Annotated in this window: 15 protein-coding genes; all 15 read right to left on the reverse strand. The window is 59.6% G+C overall.

Annotation, left to right across the window (positions count from 1 at the left end):
* Positions 1–2 precede the first annotated feature (2 nt).
* Positions 3–833, reverse strand: coding sequence for a 50S ribosomal protein L2 (rplB, locus tag ACFOW7_RS10560; protein WP_378163927.1), 831 nt, complete (start codon positions 831–833; stop codon positions 3–5).
* Between the two features lie 12 nt (positions 834–845).
* Positions 846–1,151: a 50S ribosomal protein L23 gene (gene rplW, locus ACFOW7_RS10565; protein ID WP_378163929.1), complete on the reverse strand. Its 306-nt coding sequence runs from the start codon at positions 1,149–1,151 to the stop codon at positions 846–848.
* Positions 1,148–1,771, reverse strand: coding sequence for a 50S ribosomal protein L4 (rplD, locus tag ACFOW7_RS10570; RefSeq protein ID WP_378163931.1), 624 nt, complete (start codon positions 1,769–1,771; stop codon positions 1,148–1,150). The genes rplW and rplD overlap by 4 nt, the downstream gene beginning before the upstream one ends.
* Positions 1,771–2,415, reverse strand: a complete 645-nt coding sequence (gene rplC / locus ACFOW7_RS10575) for a 50S ribosomal protein L3 (protein ID WP_378163933.1) — start codon at positions 2,413–2,415, stop codon at positions 1,771–1,773. The genes rplD and rplC overlap by 1 nt, the downstream gene beginning before the upstream one ends.
* Positions 2,416–2,546: 131 nt before the next feature.
* On the reverse strand, positions 2,547–2,858 hold the full coding sequence (gene rpsJ / locus ACFOW7_RS10580; RefSeq protein ID WP_378163935.1) for a 30S ribosomal protein S10: 312 nt from the start codon (positions 2,856–2,858) through the stop codon (positions 2,547–2,549).
* Between the two features lie 12 nt (positions 2,859–2,870).
* A complete protein-coding gene (gene tuf / locus ACFOW7_RS10585) occupies positions 2,871–4,061 on the reverse strand; it encodes an elongation factor Tu (RefSeq protein ID WP_378163937.1) in 1,191 nt (396 codons plus the stop codon).
* A 62-nt stretch (positions 4,062–4,123) separates the two neighbouring features.
* Complete coding sequence (gene fusA, locus ACFOW7_RS10590) at positions 4,124–6,217, reverse strand: elongation factor G (protein WP_378163939.1); 2,094 nt, start codon at positions 6,215–6,217, stop codon at positions 4,124–4,126.
* Positions 6,218–6,279: 62 nt separating this feature from the next.
* Positions 6,280–6,750 carry a 30S ribosomal protein S7 gene (gene rpsG, locus ACFOW7_RS10595; protein ID WP_378163942.1) on the reverse strand — a complete coding sequence of 157 codons (471 nt, stop codon included), beginning with the start codon at positions 6,748–6,750 and terminating at the stop codon, positions 6,280–6,282.
* A 144-nt stretch (positions 6,751–6,894) separates the two neighbouring features.
* Complete coding sequence (gene rpsL, locus ACFOW7_RS10600; protein WP_378163944.1) at positions 6,895–7,269, reverse strand: 30S ribosomal protein S12; 375 nt, start codon at positions 7,267–7,269, stop codon at positions 6,895–6,897.
* Positions 7,270–7,432: 163 nt separating this feature from the next.
* Complete coding sequence (gene rpoC / locus ACFOW7_RS10605) at positions 7,433–11,620, reverse strand: DNA-directed RNA polymerase subunit beta' (protein ID WP_378163946.1); 4,188 nt, start codon at positions 11,618–11,620, stop codon at positions 7,433–7,435.
* A gap of 108 nt (positions 11,621–11,728) precedes the next feature.
* Complete coding sequence (gene rpoB, locus ACFOW7_RS10610; RefSeq protein WP_378163948.1) at positions 11,729–15,898, reverse strand: DNA-directed RNA polymerase subunit beta; 4,170 nt, start codon at positions 15,896–15,898, stop codon at positions 11,729–11,731.
* A 253-nt stretch (positions 15,899–16,151) separates the two neighbouring features.
* Positions 16,152–16,523 (reverse strand): 50S ribosomal protein L7/L12, encoded by a 372-nt coding sequence (gene rplL / locus ACFOW7_RS10615; RefSeq protein ID WP_378163950.1) that lies wholly within the window; start codon positions 16,521–16,523, stop codon positions 16,152–16,154.
* A gap of 48 nt (positions 16,524–16,571) precedes the next feature.
* Positions 16,572–17,102 carry a 50S ribosomal protein L10 gene (gene rplJ, locus ACFOW7_RS10620; RefSeq protein ID WP_378163952.1) on the reverse strand — a complete coding sequence of 177 codons (531 nt, stop codon included), beginning with the start codon at positions 17,100–17,102 and terminating at the stop codon, positions 16,572–16,574.
* 297 nt (positions 17,103–17,399) lie between these two features.
* Positions 17,400–18,101, reverse strand: a complete 702-nt coding sequence (gene rplA, locus ACFOW7_RS10625; RefSeq protein WP_378163954.1) for a 50S ribosomal protein L1 — start codon at positions 18,099–18,101, stop codon at positions 17,400–17,402.
* Positions 18,102–18,533, reverse strand: coding sequence for a 50S ribosomal protein L11 (gene rplK, locus ACFOW7_RS10630; protein WP_378163956.1), 432 nt, complete (start codon positions 18,531–18,533; stop codon positions 18,102–18,104).
* Positions 18,534–18,603: the final 70 nt, after the last annotated feature.

The following is an 18,603-nucleotide window of genomic DNA, read 5'->3' on the forward strand; positions in this document are numbered from 1 at the left end:
AATTACCCCTTATTCGAGAACCGACGGCGCACGATCATATTGCTAGTGCGCTTGTTGCGGCGGGTACGGTAGCCCTTGGTCGGCTGGCCCCACGGGCTGACCGGCACACGGCCTTCACCAGTACGGCCTTCACCACCACCATGCGGGTGGTCGATCGGGTTCATTGCCACACCGCGAACGGTCGGACGGATACCACGCCAGCGCTGGGCACCGGCCTTACCGATCTTGCGCAGGTTGTTTTCTTCGTTACCAACCTCACCGATGGTAGCGCGGCAGTCCACATGGACCTTGCGGATTTCGCCGGAACGAAGACGCAGCTGAGCGTAGGCACCTTCACGAGCCAGCAGTTGCACGCCGGCACCAGCCGAACGGGCCAGCTGAGCACCTTTGCCCGGTTGCAGCTCGATGCAGTGGACCGTGGTACCCACCGGAATATTGCGCAGCGGCAGGGTATTACCAACCTTGATCGGGGCTTCGGAGCCGCTGACCACTTGCATGCCCACCTTCACACCTTTGGGGGCGATGATGTAGCGGCGTTCGCCATCGGCATAGCACAGCAGGGCAATATGGGCGGTACGGTTGGGGTCGTACTCGATACGCTCGACCTTGGCGACGATACCGTCCTTGTTACGACGGAAGTCGATGGTCCGATAGTGTTGCTTATGGCCACCACCCTTATGACGGCAGGTGATCACGCCACGGTTGTTACGGCCGGCAGTCTTGCTTTGCGATTCGACCAAGGCTGCGAGCGGACGGCCCTTATACAGCTCAGGATGAACGACCTTGACGACAGCGCGACGGCCAGGAGAAGTCGGTTTTACTTTTACGAGCATCTTGGCACTCCCTTATTGCGCAGCCTGGAGGTCAATCTCTTGACCCGGCTTCAGAGCAACATAGGCCTTTTTCCAGCCCTTACGCCAGCCGACGCTGCGGCCAAAGCGCTTTTGCTTCGGCTTCACATTGCTGATCTGCACGGAATCGACCTGCACTTTGAACAGCAGCTCAACAGCCGCCTTCACTTCCTGCTTCGTCGCGTCGTTGACCACCCGGAACACCACCTGTTCGTGTTTTTCTGCCACGAAGGTGCTCTTCTCGGAGATCACCGGCGCCAGGATCACCTGGAGCAAACGTTCCTGATTCAGTTGGGTCATGCCAGCATCTCCTCGATCTGCTTCAGCGCTTCACGGGTCACAAGGACCTTCTTGAAGCGGACCAAGCTCACCGGGTCGGTCTGCGACGGCTCGAGCACGAGCACGTTGGGCAGGTTACGCGATGCCAGGTAGAGGTTCTCGTCGAGATTGTCGGTAACGATCAAGGTCTTCTCATTGAGGCCCATGGCGGCCAGCTTCTGTGCAAACGCCTTGGTCTTGGGCGTATCGGCAACAAAGCTGTCGACCACATTCAGCCGGTCTTCACGCACCAGTTGCGACAGGATGGTCGCGATACCAGCGCGATACATCTTGCGGTTGACCTTGTGGCTGAAGTTCTCTTCCGGGCTGTTCGGGAAGGTCCGACCACCACCACGCCACAGCGGCGAGGAAGTCATACCAGCACGGGCGCGACCCGTACCTTTCTGACGCCAGGGCTTTTTGGTGGTGTGCTTGACTTCGCTACGATCCTTCTGAGCGCGGTTGGCGCTACGGGCGTTTGCCAGATAGGCAGTAACGACCTGGTGGACGAGCGCTTCGTTATAGTCGCGACCGAACAGGACGTCGGAAGCGGTCACGCTGGCGGCGGCTTGGCCGCTTGCATTGATGACTTTCAGTTCCATTACGCACCTGCTTTCACGCTGGGACGGACGACCACGTCGTTGCCCTTGGCACCGGGAACGGCACCCTTGACGAGCAACAGACCACGCTCGGCATCAACACGCACCACTTCCAGATTTTGCACGGTACGCTTGACGTTACCGTACTGGCCAGCCATGCGCTTACCCGGGAACACACGACCCGGATCCTGCGCCTGACCGATCGAGCCAGGAGTGTTGTGCGACACGGAGTTACCGTGCGACGCGCGGTTGGAACTGAAGTTGTGGCGCTTGATCACGCCCGAGAAACCCTTACCTTGCGAGGTACCGGTCACATCGACCTTTTGGCCGACCGAGAAAATCTCGACAGTGATTTGGGCACCAGGCTGGAACTTGGACAGTTCTTCGGCACTGAGGGCAAACTCGTGAAGACCACGACCAGCCTCGACAGCGGCCTTGGCAAAATGACCGGCTTCGGCTTTGTTGACGCGGCTAGCGCGGCGTTCGCCGTAGGTCACCTGCACGGCGCTGTAGCCGTCGGTTTCTTGAGTTTTGATTTGCGTGACGCGGTTAGCGGACAGATCCAGCACCGTCACCGGAATGGAAGCACCATCCTCGGCGAAGACGCGGGTCATACCGACCTTGCGCCCGACAAGTCCTAAGCTCATCGTTCTTTCCTTTCGAAGGGCTGGCTACGATTGGCCAGCGATCTATAAAGACCGCGAAACCCATTGACACTTAAAAGTATCGCGGGCTCGCCGTTTGCAGCGAGCCCGCGATTATACGGCAACGTCTTGAATTACTGCAACTTAATCTCGACGTCAACGCCAGCCGGCAGATCCAGCTTCATCAGGGCATCCACGGTCTTGTCGGTAGGATCGACAATATCCATCAGACGCAGATGGGTACGGATTTCCAGCTGGTCACGCGAAGTCTTGTTCACGTGGGGCGAACGTAGCACATCGAAACGTTCGATCTTGGTGGGCAGGGGCACCGGACCCTTGACCACAGCGCCGGTACGCTTAGCGGTATCGACGATTTCCTGAGCCGAACGATCGATCAAGGCATAGTCGTAAGCCTTGAGACGGATACGGATTTTCTGGCTTTGCATGACCGGCTCCGCTTATTCGATGATCTTGGCCACGACGCCGGCGCCGACGGTACGGCCGCCTTCGCGGATGGCGAAGCGCAGACCTTGTTCCATGGCGATCGGAGCGATCAGGGACACGGTCACTTCGACGTTGTCACCCGGCATCACCATTTCGGTGCCGGCCGGCAGTTCAACCGCACCGGTCACGTCGGTGGTACGGAAGTAGAACTGCGGGCGGTAGCCGTTGAAGAACGGGGTGTGACGGCCGCCTTCGTCCTTGGACAGCACGTACACGCTGCCAGCGAACTTGGTGTGCGGGGTGATCGAACCCGGCTTGGCCAGCACTTGACCACGCTCGACGTCTTCACGCTTGGTACCACGCAGCAGGGCGCCGATGTTGTCGCCAGCCTGACCTTGGTCCAGCAGCTTGCGGAACATTTCCACGCCGGTACAAGTGGTCTTGACGGTGGGCTTCAGACCCACGATCTCGATTTCTTCACCGACCTTGATGATGCCGCGCTCGACACGACCCGTCACCACGGTACCGCGACCGGAGATCGAGAACACGTCTTCCACCGGCATCAGGAAAGCGCCATCCACAGCGCGCTCCGGTTCCGGAATGTAGCTGTCCAGCGCTTCGGCCAGACGGAAGATCGCCGGCTCACCGATTTCGCTTTGATCGCCTTCCAGCGCCTTCAGGGCCGAGCCCTTGATCAGCGGCAGGTCGTCGCCCGGGAATTCGTACTTCGACAGCAGTTCACGCACTTCCATCTCGACCAGCTCGAGCAGTTCAGCGTCGTCAACCATGTCGCACTTGTTCATGAACACGATGATGTACGGCACGCCCACCTGGCGGGCCAGCAGGATGTGTTCACGGGTTTGCGGCATCGGGCCGTCAGCAGCCGACACCACCAGGATGGCGCCGTCCATCTGGGCAGCACCGGTAATCATGTTCTTCACGTAGTCGGCGTGACCCGGGCAGTCCACGTGCGCGTAGTGCCGGTTAGCCGTTTCGTACTCAACGTGAGCAGTGTTGATCGTGATACCGCGAGCCTTCTCTTCCGGCGCGCTGTCGATCTGGTCGTAGCCCTTGGCTTCGCCGCCGAACTTCTTCGACAGAATCGTGGTGATCGCTGCAGTCAGGGTGGTCTTGCCGTGGTCCACGTGACCAATGGTGCCAACGTTAACGTGCGGTTTTGTCCGCTCGAACTTTTCCTTAGCCATTTCTCGAAATCCTTAGTGTCGAAATCAATATTCAGGGGCCGGGCCTATGCCCGGCACCCGATTTACTTCTTGTTGATGATCGCGTCGGCGACGTTCTTGGGCGCCTCGGAGTAGTGCTTGAACTCCATCGAGTAGGTGGCACGACCCTGCGACATCGAGCGCAGCACGGTCGAATAGCCAAACATCTCGGCCAGAGGCACTTCAGCCTTGATCATCTTGCCGCCGGCCGGGTTGTCATCCATGCCCTGGACGATACCGCGACGGGAAGACAAGTCGCCCATGATGTCGCCCATGTACTCTTCCGGAGTTTCCACTTCCACCGCCATCATCGGCTCGAGCAGGACCGGGCTGGCCTTGCGCATACCATCCTTGAAAGCCATGGAGCCGGCCAGTTCGAAGGCGAGCTGGGACGAGTCCACATCGTGATAGGAGCCGTCGAACAGCGCGACCTTGACGTCCACCACCGGGAAGCCAGCGAGAATACCGGCCTTCATGGTGTCCTGAATACCCTTGTCCACCGACGGGATGAATTCACGCGGCACAGTACCGCCCTTGATTTCATCCAGGAAGGCATAACCACCGCCTTCAACGTTCGGCTCCACCCGGATCCAGACGTGACCGTATTGACCCTTACCACCGGACTGCTTGACGTGCTTGCCTTCCACTTCAACCGACTTGCGGATGGTTTCACGGTAGGCAACCTGCGGAGCACCAACGTTGGCTTCAACGCCGAACTCACGACGCATACGGTCAACGATGATTTCGAGGTGCAGTTCGCCCATGCCCGAAATGATGGTCTGGCCGGATTCTTCGTCGGTACGGACGCGGAACGACGGATCTTCCTTAGCCAGACGGTTCAGGGCGACGCCCATCTTTTCCTGGTCGGCCTTAGTCTTGGGCTCAACGGCAACGTGAATCACCGGATCCGGGAATTCCATGCGCTCGAGCGTAATCACGCTATTGAGGTCACACAGGGTTTCACCGGTGGTGACTTCCTTCAGACCGATGGCGGCGGCGATATCGCCAGCGCGCACTTCTTCGATCTCTTCGCGGTTGTTGGCGTGCATCTGCACGATACGACCAACCCGCTCCTTCTTGCCTTTGACCGGGTTGTAGACGGTATCGCCCGACTTCACCACGCCCGAATAGACGCGGAAGAAGGTCAGTTGGCCGACGTACGGGTCGTTCATCAGCTTGAAGGCCAGAGCCGAGAAAGGCGCCTCGTCGGAAGCCTCGCGGCTGTCTTCCTGGTCCTTGTCATTGGTGCCCTTGACCGGCGGAATGTCGACCGGGGACGGCAGCAGCTCGATCACGGCGTCGAGCATGCGCTGCACACCCTTGTTCTTGAAGGCAGTACCGCACAGCATCGGCTGGATTTCACAGTTGATGGTACGGGTGCGCAGGCCACCAAGAATCTCTTCTTCGGTCAGTTCACCGGTTTCGAGATACTTGTTCATCAGCTCTTCGCTGGCCTCGGCAGCAGCCTCGACCATCTTTTCGCGCCATTCATTGGCGGTATCAGCGAGATCAGCCGGCACATCGACGTAGTCGAACTTCATGCCTTGGGAAGCCTCATCCCAAATGATGGCCTTCATCTTCAGAAGGTCAATCACACCGGTGAAGGTATCTTCAGCACCGATCGGGATGACGACGGGGACGGGGTTGGCACGCAGACGCAGACGCATCTGCTCAACCACACGGTAGAAGTTGGCGCCCTGGCGGTCCATCTTGTTGACGAACGCCAGGCGCGGCACACCGTACTTGTTGGCTTGACGCCAAACGGTTTCGGACTGCGGCTGCACACCACCCACGGCGCAATACACCATGCACGCGCCATCGAGCACGCGCATCGAACGCTCAACCTCGATCGTGAAGTCGACGTGGCCCGGGGTATCGATGATGTTGATCCGATGTTCCGGGAAATTGCCGCCCATGCCCTTCCAGAAGCAAGTCGTCGCAGCGGAGGTGATCGTGATGCCACGCTCCTGCTCCTGCTCCATCCAGTCCATGGTCGCCGCGCCGTCGTGAACCTCACCAATCTTGTGGTTCACACCGGTGTAGTAAAGAATGCGCTCGGTCGTCGTGGTTTTACCCGCGTCGATATGCGCGCTAATACCGATGTTACGGTAGCGTTCGATGGGTGTCTTACGTGCCACAGCCAATACCTTTTAAAGAACGTGACGTAGTAAATCTAATGTTTGCCGGCAACAGTGCCGCATTAGAAACGATAGTGGGCGAAGGCCTTGTTGGCTTCGGCCATGCGGTGGACTTCGTCGCGCTTCTTCATCGCGCCGCCGCGACCTTCGGCCGCGTCGAGCAGTTCACCGGCAAGCCGTTGACCCATCGACTTTTCACCGCGCTTGCGAGCTGCTTCGCGCAGCCAACGCATGGCCAGAGCCATACGACGAGCCGGACGCACTTCGACGGGCACCTGATAGTTGGCACCACCGACGCGACGGCTCTTCACTTCAACGACCGGACGCACATTGCCGAGGGCTTGGGAGAACACCTCGAGGGGGGCCTTGCCGGTCTTTTTCTCGATGATTTCGAGCGCACCGTAAACGATGCGTTCGGCCACCGATTTCTTGCCGTCCTGCATGACAACGTTCATGAACTTGGACAGCTCTTCGCTACCGAATTTCGGATCCGGCAACACTTCGCGCTTGGGGACTTCTCTGCGTCTTGGCATTTCAAAAACCTCTTTGTGTTCAGCTGAGCGGAGAGTCTTCCGCTCGCGACCACCCAATAGGATGACCACTTACTCGATGGTCCCGTCTGTACAGGATCCCACCGTCGTCGCGATATCGGGCCCGCGACCCTGCCCTGCCGTTTATTAGGCCTTCGGACGCTTGGCGCCGTACTTCGAACGGGCCTGCTTCCGGTCCTTGACGCCAGCGGTATCGAGGGAACCGCGCACGGTGTGGTAACGCACACCCGGCAAGTCCTTCACACGACCACCACGGATCAGAACGACCGAGTGTTCCTGCAGGTTGTGGCCTTCACCACCGATATACGAAATCACTTCGAAACCGTTGGTCAGACGCACCTTACAAACCTTACGCAGAGCCGAGTTCGGCTTCTTCGGGGTCGTGGTGTAAACGCGGGTGCAGACACCGCGTTTCTGCGGGCAGGATTCGAGCGCCGGAACCTTGCTCTTAGCCTTGTCCGCGACACGTCCTTTACGGACGAGCTGGTTGATGGTTGGCATTATGTTGTTCCCAAAAGTAAAAAACGGCGACCCCGCCCCAAGCACGGTGGGAGACCGCCCCCAAAAAGATCGCGGATTATATGGAAATCAAGCGCTTAATGTCAAGCCGGCGCACAGGGCGCCGGCTTGACAAGCACTAGATCGGTTTATCCATCCTAGCTGATCACTGCTGTACGCGCTCGGTTTCCATCGCCGGATCACTGCTTTCGATCACCGCAGCCGGTTCGCCGATGCGCTGGCGACGACGGTTGTTGTGGTAAGCGAGACCCGTACCGGCCGGAATCAGACGGCCGACGATCACGTTTTCCTTCAGACCGCGCAGATCGTCCTTCTTGCCCATGATGGCGGCTTCGGTCAGCACGCGCGTGGTTTCCTGGAACGACGCGGCAGAGATAAACGAATCGGTCGACAGCGAAGCCTTGGTAATACCCAGCAAGATATTGTCGAACTGGGCAAGCTCCTTGTTCTCCGCCGCCAACCGGTCGTTGGCCTGGAGCACTTCGGCTCGCTCCACCTGTTCACCCTGGATGAAGTCGGAATTACCCGAATCGGAGATCACCACACGACGCAGCATCTGGCGAACGATCACCTCGATGTGCTTATCGTTGATCTTCACACCTTGCAGACGATAGACCTCCTGCACTTCCTGAACGATATAGGTCGCCAGGGCCTCGATACCTTGCAAGCGCAGGATATCGTGCGGATCGACCGGGCCGTCGACGATGGTTTCGCCACGGTTCACCACCTGACCGTCGTGGACCAGCACATGCTTGTCCTTCGGAATCAGGTATTCGTGCGGCGTACCGTCGAGATCGGTGATGATCAGACGCTGCTTACCCTTGGTGTCCTTACCGAACGAGATCGTACCCGTCACCTCGGCCAGCATACCGGCATCCTTGGGCGAGCGAGCTTCGAAAAGCTCGGCCACGCGCGGCAGACCACCGGTAATGTCGCGGGTCTTGGCCGATTCCTGCGGAATCTTGGCCAGCACTTCACCGACCCCTACCACCTGACCGTCCTTAACGGTAATGATCGATCCCACCTGGAAGGTGATGTTGACCGGTGTCTCGGAACCGGCGAGCTTGACCTCCACGCCACGTTCGTCGAGCAGCTTTACCTGCGGACGCACGCTCTTGGTCACACCGGCCTTACGCTTCGGATCGATCACCACCAGCGTGGACAGACCCGTCACGTCATCGGTCTGCTTGGCAACGGTCACGCCTTCCTCGACGTTCTCGAACTTCACCTGACCGGCGTACTCGGTAATGATCGGGCGGGTGTGCGGATCCCAGGTCGCCAGCACCTGGCCAGCCTTGATCGTCTGGCCGTCAGTGACCATCAGGGTCGCGCCATACGGTACCTTATGCCGTTCACGCTCGCGGCCGTTGTCGTCGAACACCACGACTTCGCCCGAACGGGTGATCACGATCTGCTCGCCCTTGGTATTGGTGACGTAGCGCATCGTGCCCGAGAAGCCGATCTTACCGTTCGACTTCGATTCGACCTGGCTGGCTGCTGCCGCCCGCGAAGCTGCACCACCGATGTGGAAGGTACGCATGGTCAGCTGAGTGCCCGGCTCACCGATCGACTGGGCAGCGATCACACCGACAGCTTCGCCCACGTTGACCAGATTGCCGCGACCCAGATCGCGGCCATAGCACTGGGCGCACAGACCGTAGCGGGTTTCGCAGGTCAGCGGCGTGCGGACCTTGACCTCGTCGATACCGAGTGCCTCGATCTTTTCCACCACGTCTTCGACCAGCAGCGTACCGGCTTCGAACACCGTTTCCTGCGAGCTCGGGTCGATCACATCGGTTGCCGCCACACGGCCGAGGATACGGTCGCGCAGCGCTTCGATCACATCACCGCCCTGCACCACCGCCTTCATCGCCACACCGTTTTTGGTGCCACAATCCTGGCCGGTCACGACCAGATCCTGGGTCACGTCGACCAGACGACGGGTCAGATAGCCCGAGTTCGCGGTCTTCAAGGCCGTATCCGCCAGACCCTTACGTGCACCGTGGGTCGAGATGAAGTACTGAAGAACCGTCAGACCTTCACGGAAGTTGGTGGTAATCGGTGTCTCGATAATCGAGCCATCCGGCTTGGCCATCAGGCCACGCATACCGGCCAGCTGACGAATCTGTGCCACCGAACCCCGGGCACCGGAATCGGCCATCATATAGATGGAGTTGAACGATTCCTGATCGACTTCGTTGCCGTGACGATCGACCACCTTTTCCTTGCCCAGGTGTTCCATCATCTTCTTGGCGACTTGATCGCCACAGCGGCCCCAGATATCGACCACCTTGTTGTAGCGCTCGCCTTGCGTCACCAGACCCGAGGTGTACTGGGCCTCGATCTCTTTCACTTCCTTCTCGGCATCGGCGAGCAGCTTGACCTTCTCGGCCGGCACCAACATATCGTCGATGGCGATCGAGATACCGGCACGGGTCGAATAGGTGAAACCGGTATACATCAGCCGGTCGGCCAGGATCACGGTCTCACGCAGGCCGCAACGGCGGAACGAGACGTTGATCAGCTTGGAAATCTCTTTTTTCTTCAGCGGCTTGTTCAGCACTTCGAAGGGTAGGCCCTTGGGCAGGATTTCCGACAGGATGGCACGACCAACCGTGGTTTCGCGCCGCACCAGTCGGCTCTGCCATTCGCCCTGCTCGTCCTTGTACCAGTCCTTGAGCCGCACGGTGATCCGGGCATTGAGCTCGACCTGACGGGTCTCATAGGCACGCCCCATCTCATCGATATCGGCGAACTGCAGGCCTTCGCCCTTGCCGTTGATGCGCTCGCGGGTCATGTAATACAGACCCAGCACGATATCCTGCGACGGCACGATAATCGGCTCGCCGTGGGCGGGCGACAGCACGTTGTTGGAGGCCAGCATCAAAGTGCGGGCTTCCATCTGGGCTTCGAGGCTCAGCGGCACGTGGACGGCCATCTGGTCACCGTCGAAGTCGGCGTTGAAGGCGGTACAGACCAGCGGGTGAAGCTGGATGGCCTTGCCTTCGATCAGCACAGGCTCGAACGCCTGGATACCAAGTCGGTGCAGGGTCGGTGCGCGGTTCAGCAGCACCGGATGCTCGCGGATGACTTCTTCCAGGATGTCCCAGACTTCCGGCACTTCCTGCTCGACCAGCTTCTTCGCCGCCTTGATGGTGGTGGCAAGCCCCAGCACTTCGAGCTTGTGGAAGATGAACGGCTTGAACAGCTCGAGCGCCATCTTCTTCGGCAGGCCGCACTGGTGCAGCTTGAGGGTCGGGCCCACCACGATGACCGAACGGCCCGAGTAGTCCACCCGCTTGCCCAGCAGGTTCTGACGGAAACGACCGCCCTTACCCTTGATCATATCGGCCAACGACTTGAGCGGACGCTTGTTGGCGCCGGTCATGGCCTTGCCACGACGGCCGTTGTCGAGCAGCGAATCGACCGCCTCTTGCAGCATGCGCTTTTCGTTGCGCACGATAATTTCGGGCGCACGCAGCTCCAGCAGGCGCTTCAGACGGTTGTTACGGTTGATGACGCGACGATAGAGATCGTTCAGGTCCGAAGTGGCGAAACGACCCCCATCGAGCGGCACCAGCGGACGCAGTTCGGGCGGCAGCACCGGCAGCACGTCCATAATCATCCATTCGGGCTTGATGCCGGAACGGTGGAAGGCCTCCAGCACCTTGAGGCGCTTGGCGATCTTCTTAATCTTGGCTTCGGAACCGGTCGATTCCAGCTCATGACGGAGGTTGTCCATCTCGGCGTGGATATCGAGCGTCTTCAACAGCTCGCGTACCGCTTCAGCGCCCATCAGAGCGATGAATTCGTCGCCGTATTCTTCCACCTTGTTCAGGTAGTCGTCTTCGGACAGCAGTTGGCCGCGGTTGAGCGGGGTCATGCCCGGCTCGATCACCACAAAGCCTTCGAAGTACAGCACGCGCTCGATATCGCGCAGCGTCATATCGAGCACCATGCCCAGACGCGACGGCAGCGACTTCAGGAACCAGATATGGGCGACCGGGCTGGCCAGCTCGATATGGCCCATACGCTCACGGCGCACCTTGCTCAGGGTGACTTCGACGCCGCACTTCTCGCAGATCACACCGCGATGCTTGAGGCGCTTGTACTTGCCGCACAGGCACTCGTAGTCCTTGATCGGGCCGAAGATACGGGCACAGAACAGACCATCACGTTCCGGCTTGAAAGTGCGGTAGTTGATGGTTTCAGGCTTCTTGACTTCGCCGAACGACCAGGAACGGATCTTTTCGGGCGACGCGAGGCCGATGCGGATTGCATCGAACTCTTCTTCCTGCGTCACCTGTTTGAATAAGTCCAGTAATGCTTTCATTCAAAACCTCCGGGTTTTGAAGTGAAACGTGAAACGTGCCGCAACGACTGCGGTGACGCGCAGCCAGGCCGCGCGACGTCTCACTTTTCACCCTTCACGTTTCACCAATCAGTAGCGTTCCAGGTCGATATCGATACCGAGCGAACGGATTTCCTTGACCAACACATTGAACGACTCGGGCATGCCGGCATCGATCTTGTGGTCGCCCTTGACGATGTTCTCGTACACCTTGGTCCGGCCGGTCACGTCATCCGACTTGACCGTCAGCATTTCCTGCAGGGTATACGAGGCGCCGTAGGCTTCGAGCGCCCACACTTCCATCTCACCGAAGCGCTGGCCACCGAACTGAGCCTTACCGCCGAGCGGCTGCTGTGTCACCAGCGAGTACGGGCCGGTGGAACGCGCGTGCATCTTGTCGTCGACCAAGTGGTGCAGCTTCAGCACATGCATATAACCCACCGTCACCAGGCGTTCGAACGCTTCACCGGTGCGGCCGTCGTACAGCGTGACCTGGGTCTTGGTCCGATTGAAGCCAAGACGTTGGGTATGGGCATCCTCATCCGGGTAGGCCAGCGACAGCATGCCCAGCAGGTCTTCTTCCTTGGCACCGTCGAACACCGGCGTGGCAAACGGCACGCCATCGCGCAGGTTGTGGGCCAGTTGCATGATCTCGCGGTCGCTCAGCGAAGCCAGATCCTCCTGCTTGCCACGCGCATTGTAGATCTGCTCCAGATAGCCACGCATTTCCGCCACTTCGCGCGCTTCCTGCAACATGCGATCGATGCGCTTGCCGATACCCTTGGCAGCCCAGCCCAAGTGAACCTCAAGAATCTGACCCACGTTCATCCGCGACGGCACGCCGAGCGGGTTGAGCACGATATCGACCGGAGTGCCGTCAGCCATGTAAGGCAGATCTTCCACCGGCAGGATCTTCGACACCACACCCTTGTTACCGTGCCGACCGGCCATCTTGTCGCCAGGCTGCAGGCGGCGCTTGACCGCCACATACACCTTGACCATCTTCTGCACGCCCGGCGGCAGCTCATCGCCCTGGGTCAGCTTGCGCTTCTTCTCTTCGAAACGTTGGTCGAATTCGGCACGCTTGAGCAGCAGGTTTTCCCGCACCAACTCAAGCTGCTTGGCCACATCTTCGTCGGACAGACGAATATCGAACCAGTCGTGGCGGGTAATGCTGCCCAGGTATTCCTTGTCGAGCGCAGTGCCCTTCGGAATGCGCTTCGGACCGCCGTTGACCACCTTGCCGATCAGCAGACGCTCCAGACGTTCGAAAGCATCGTTTTCCAGAATCCGCAGTTGGTCGTTCAGATCGAGACGGAAGCGCTTGAGTTCGTCGTCGATGATCGACTGGGCGCGCTTGTCACGCTCGATGCCTTCGCGCGTGAACACCTGCACATCGATCACCGTACCGCTCATGCCCGACGGCATACGCAGACTGGTGTCCTTCACATCGGACGCCTTCTCGCCGAAGATCGCACGCAGCAGCTTTTCTTCCGGGGTGAGCTGGGTTTCGCCCTTGGGCGTCACCTTACCGACCAGCACATCGCCAGCCTCGACTTCGGCTCCGATATACACGATGCCCGATTCATCGAGACGGCCCAGCATGCGCTCGCTCAGGTTGGAGATATCACGGGTGATTTCTTCCGGTCCGAGCTTGGTGTCACGCGCCACCACCGACAGTTCTTCGATATGGATCGAGGTGTAACGGTCATCCGCAACCACGCGCTCGGAGATCAGGATCGAGTCTTCGTAGTTGAAGCCGTTCCACGGCATAAACGCCACCATCAGGTTCTGGCCCAGCGCCAGTTCACCCAGATCGGTCGAGGCACCGTCGGCGATCACGTCGTTGCGGGCGATCACATCACCGACTTCGACAATCGGGCGCTGGTTGATGTTGGTGTTCTGGTTGGAACGGGTGTACTTGACCAGATTGTAGATATCGACACCGACTTCACCGGCGCTGGTCTCATCATCGTTGACCCGCACCACGATACGGTTGGCATCGACATAGTCAACCCGGCCGCCACGCAGCGCTTTGACCGCCGTACCCGAGTCAACGGCACAGGTACGCTCGATGCCGGTACCGACCAGAGGCTTCTGCGGCCGCAGACACGGCACCGCCTGACGCTGCATGTTGGCACCCATCAAGGCACGGTTGGCATCGTCATGCTCCAGGAACGGAATCAGCGAGGCTGCCACCGATACGATCTGGCTCGGGGCCACGTCCATATACTGGACGCGCTCGGGCCGGGCCACGATGGTTTCGCCATGCTCGCGGCAAGTCACCAGTTCGTCCACCAACTGGCCTTCCTCGTTGAGCTTGGCGTTGGCCTGGGCGATCACATACTTGCCTTCCTCGATCGCGGACAGGTATTCGATCTCGTCCGTTACCTTGCAGTCGATCACCTTGCGGTACGGCGTTTCCAGGAAGCCGTATTCGTTGGTACGGGCATACACGGCCAGCGAATTGATCAGACCGATGTTCGGACCTTCGGGCGTCTCGATCGGGCAGACCCGACCGTAGTGGGTCGGATGCACGTCACGGACTTCGAAGCCAGCGCGCTCACGCGTCAGACCACCCGGACCGAGCGCCGAGACGCGGCGCTTGTGGGTGATCTCGGACAGCGGGTTGGTCTGGTCCATAAACTGGGACAGCTGCGACGAACCGAAGAATTCCTTGATCGCGGCCGAGACAGGCTTGGCGTTGATCAGGTCATGCGGCATCAGGTTCTCGCTCTCTGCCTGGGACAGACGCTCCTTGACGGCGCGCTCGACCCGGACGAGGCCGGCACGGAACTGGTTCTCGGCCAGTTCGCCGACCGAACGGACCCGGCGGTTGCCCAGGTGATCGATATCGTCCACTTCACCACGGCTGTTGCGCAGCTCGACCAGGATACCGATCACGGCCACGATGTCATCGACTTCGAGTACGCCAGGACCGATCTCGTCCTTCTTGCCACAGCGCTCGTAGAAGCGACGCTGCCAGCCCGGCGCCTTCTCGTCGAGGCGGTCGGGGTAGGCGCGGCGGTTGAACTTCATCCGGCCCACGGCCGACAGGTCGTAGCGGTCTTCGGAGAAGAACAGACCCTGGAACAGCGCTTCGACGGCTTCTTCAGTCGGCGGCTCGCCCGGGCGCATCATGCGATAGATGGCGATACGGGCGGCATTCTTGTCCGGGGTCTCGTCCAGGCGCATGGTCTGCGAGATATAGGCGCCCTGGTCGAGGTCGTTGGTATACAGCAGCTTGACTTCGTCGACGCGGGCGATATCGAACTTGACCAGCAGATCTTCGGTGACTTCTTCGTTGGCACGGGCGATCAGCTCGCCGGTTTCCGGGTTCACCACATTGGTGCCGAGCACACGGCCGATCAGGAAGTCGGTCGGGATTTCCAGTTCGGTCACACCAGCAGTCTGTAGGTCACGGATATGTTTGGCATTGATCCGCTTGTCCTTCTGCACGATGACCTTGCCGTCGGCCGCGACGATATCGAACTTGGCAACTTCGCCCTTGAGCCGTTCCGGCACCAAGGAAAGAAATACGCCAGCACGGCTCAAGCGCACAGAATCGAATTCATAGAATTCGCTCAAAATACGCTCATTGTCATAGCCAAGCGAGCGCAGCAGGATCGTCACCGGCATCTTGCGGCGACGGTCGATACGGAAGTACAGCAGATCCTTGGCATCGAATTCGAAATCGAGCCAGGAGCCACGGTAAGGAATCACCCGGGCCGAGAACAGCAGCTTGCCCGAGGAGTGGGTCTTGCCACGGTCGTGTTCGAAGAACACACCCGGGCTGCGGTGCAGCTGGCTGACGATCACCCGCTCGGTGCCGTTGATGATGAAGGAGCCGTTGCGGGTCATGAGCGGAATCTCGCCCATATAGACTTCCTGCTCCTTGGCTTCCTTGACCGTGGGCTTGGACGATTCCTTGTCGAAGATGGTCAGGCGTACGCGCGCCCGCAACGGTGCGGCAAAGGTGATGCCGCGCTGCTGGCACTCGACCACGTCGAACGGGGGCTCGCCCAGGGCGTAGCTGACAAAGTCCAGACGGGCGTAACCGTTGTGGCTGACGATCGGGAAGATCGAGTTGAAAGCGGCCTGAAGGCCTACGGTGCGGCGATCATCGACCGGCACGCCCAGTTGGAGAAACTCGGTATAGGAGTCGATCTGGGTGGCGAGCAGGTAGGGAACATCCAGAACGCTCGCCCGCTTCGCAAAGCTTTTACGAATGCGTTTTTTCTCAGTGAATGAGTAACTCATAGAGTCTCCAATCGAGTTGCAAAGTCCCCATGCCGGGCATATGGCCCGGCCGGCCGGGACTCCGATGGGGCGCGAACAACAAACCGCAATGCCCGTTCGTCAGGTATTCCGGTTTGTATGCCGCAGTAGGGGCTATTCAACAGCTATAAGATTCGTAGCACATCCGCTCAAGGTTGAACGGTCGCGCCGTCCCTGAAGCGCAACAAGGCCGGCGGCCTAAGCCGCCAGCCTTTAGCGATCACCCGAGGGGTGATTACTTCATTTCAGCTTCAGCGCCGGCTTCGATCAGCTTCTTGACCATGGCTTCGGCGTCGGCCTTCGGCACGGCGTCCTTAACGGTCTTGGGAGCGCCGTCGACCAGGTCTTTGGCTTCCTTCAGGCCCAGGCCGGTCAGTTCGCGCACCACCTTGATGACGCCAACCTTGTTGGAACCGGCGGACTTCAGGATAACGTCGAAGTCGGTCTTCTCTTCCACGGCAGCAGCGGCACCACCGACCGGGCCAGCAACGGCCACCGCAGCGGCGGACACGCCGAACTTCTCTTCGAACGCCTTAACCAGGTCGTTCAGTTCCATAACGGTCATGCCGCCAACGGCTTCGAGGATGTCTTCTTTGGTCAGAGCCATGTTGGATTACTCCTGAATTCAGTAAAGTCTGTGGATCTATGAAAAGGCTTAAGCGGCTTCGGTCGCTTCGGCTTCGGCAGCTGCGGGAGCACCGCCACCTTGCTTCTCGGCCAGAGCAGCCAGCGCGCGGGCCATACCGGCCACCGGCGCCTTCATCACGTAGAGCAGCTTGGACAGCAGCTCTTCGCGGCTCGGGATCGAAGCGAGTTGGGCAACTTCAGCAGCGTTCAGCACTTTGCCGTCGTACGAACCGGCTTTCAGAACGATCTTGTCGTTGCCTTTGGCGAAGTCGTGCAGGACCTTAGCAGCGGCGACCGGGTCTTCGGAAATACCGTAAACCAGCGGACCGCTCATATGCGAGGCCAGGTCAGCGAACGGGGTGTCCGCTACGGCGCGGCGGGCCAGCGTGTTCTTCAACACGCGCAGGTAAACGCCCTGCTTGCGTGCTTCCGCACGCAGCTTGGTCATGGCGCCGACCTGGATACCGCGATACTCGGCCACGACAATGGTTTGAGCCTTCGCCACTTCGGCGGAGATCTCAGCCACTACGGCCTTTTTATCGTCGAGATTGAGACTCAAGGTCTACCCTCCTAGAAAATCCGTCGAACCATTCCGACGGGGCCTAAAGAAATGGCGACCAACAATCAGGAGAGTTGAACGGCACGGGAATCCGTACCGGAAAATCCTGTTCTTGGGTACACCATCTGCGTAGGGCGGGGCGACGTAAGCAGGGTTGATGCTTGGTTTCGCTGGTCAATTAAGCGGGATATGCCATCCGAAAATCGCTTATCCCTCCCCTACGGTCTTTGATAATCCGTCGTCCACCGGGACGACGGCCCAAAGATAGGGCGCAGCCTAGGCTACGCCGGATACAACTTAGGCGTTGCCGAGCACCGTAGCGGCGTCGACACGCACGCCAGCACCCATGGTGCTGGAGACAGCGATCTTCTTGAAGTACACGCCCTTCGAAGAAGCAGGCTTGGCCTTTTGCAGGGCCTCGACCAGAGCAGCCAGGTTGGCCTTCAGGTCAGCAGCTTCGAAAGTGGCACGACCGATGGTGCTGTGGATGATACCGTTCTTGTCGGTACGGTATTGCACCTGACCGGCCTTGGCGTTCTTCACGGCTTCGGCGACGTTCGGGGTGACGGTACCCACCTTCGGGTTCGGCATCAGACCACGCGGGCCGAGGATCTGGCCCAGCTGGCCGACGATACGCATGGCGTCCGGCGTGGCGATCACCACGTCGAAGTCCATCATGCCGCCCTTGACTTGTTCAGCCAGGTCGTCGAAACCCACCACATCAGCACCGGCAGCCTTAGCGGCTTCGGCATTGGCGCCTTGGGCAAACACGGCGACGCGCACGCTCTTGCCGGTGCCCTTGGGCAGCACGACCGAGCCACGGACCACTTGGTCCGACTTACGGGCGTCAACGCCCAGGTTGATGGCAACATCAACCGACTCGTTGAACTTGGCAGTAGCGCCTTCTTTGACCAGGCCCAGGGCTTCGTCGATCGGGTACAGCTTGTTACGGTCGATCTTGGCCTTGAGGGCAGCAACGCGCTTGGAAACCTTAGCCATTTACACACCCTCCACGTTGAGGCCCATGCTGCGGGCGGAACCGGCGATGGTACGGACGGCGGCGTCCAGATCAGCAGCGGTCAGGTCGGGTTGCTTGGTCTTGGCGATTTCTTCCAGTTGGGCGCGGGTCACCTTGCCGACCTTGTCGGTGTGCGGCTTGCTGCTACCCTTCTGGATGCCGGCGGCCTTCTTGAGCAGAATGGTCGCAGGCGGGGTCTTCATCACGAAGGTGAAGGACTTATCCGCATAAGCGGTAATCACCACCGGAATCGGCAGACCAGGTTCCAGGCCTTGGGTCTGGGCGTTGAACGCCTTGCAGAATTCCATGATGTTCAGGCCGCGCTGACCCAGTGCCGGGCCGATCGGCGGCGACGGGTTGGCTTTACCGGCGGGCACTTGCAGCTTTACATAGCCGACAATCTTCTTTGCCACGTTGAATGCTCCAAAAACGGGTAATTGACGCGATCGAAACCGCTCCCCGGTTCAACAGACCCGGCCGAGG

This window comes from Chitinimonas lacunae, assembly GCF_042650885.1.
In the GTDB taxonomy this organism is placed as follows: domain Bacteria; phylum Pseudomonadota; class Gammaproteobacteria; order Burkholderiales; family Chitinimonadaceae; genus Chitinimonas_A; species Chitinimonas_A lacunae.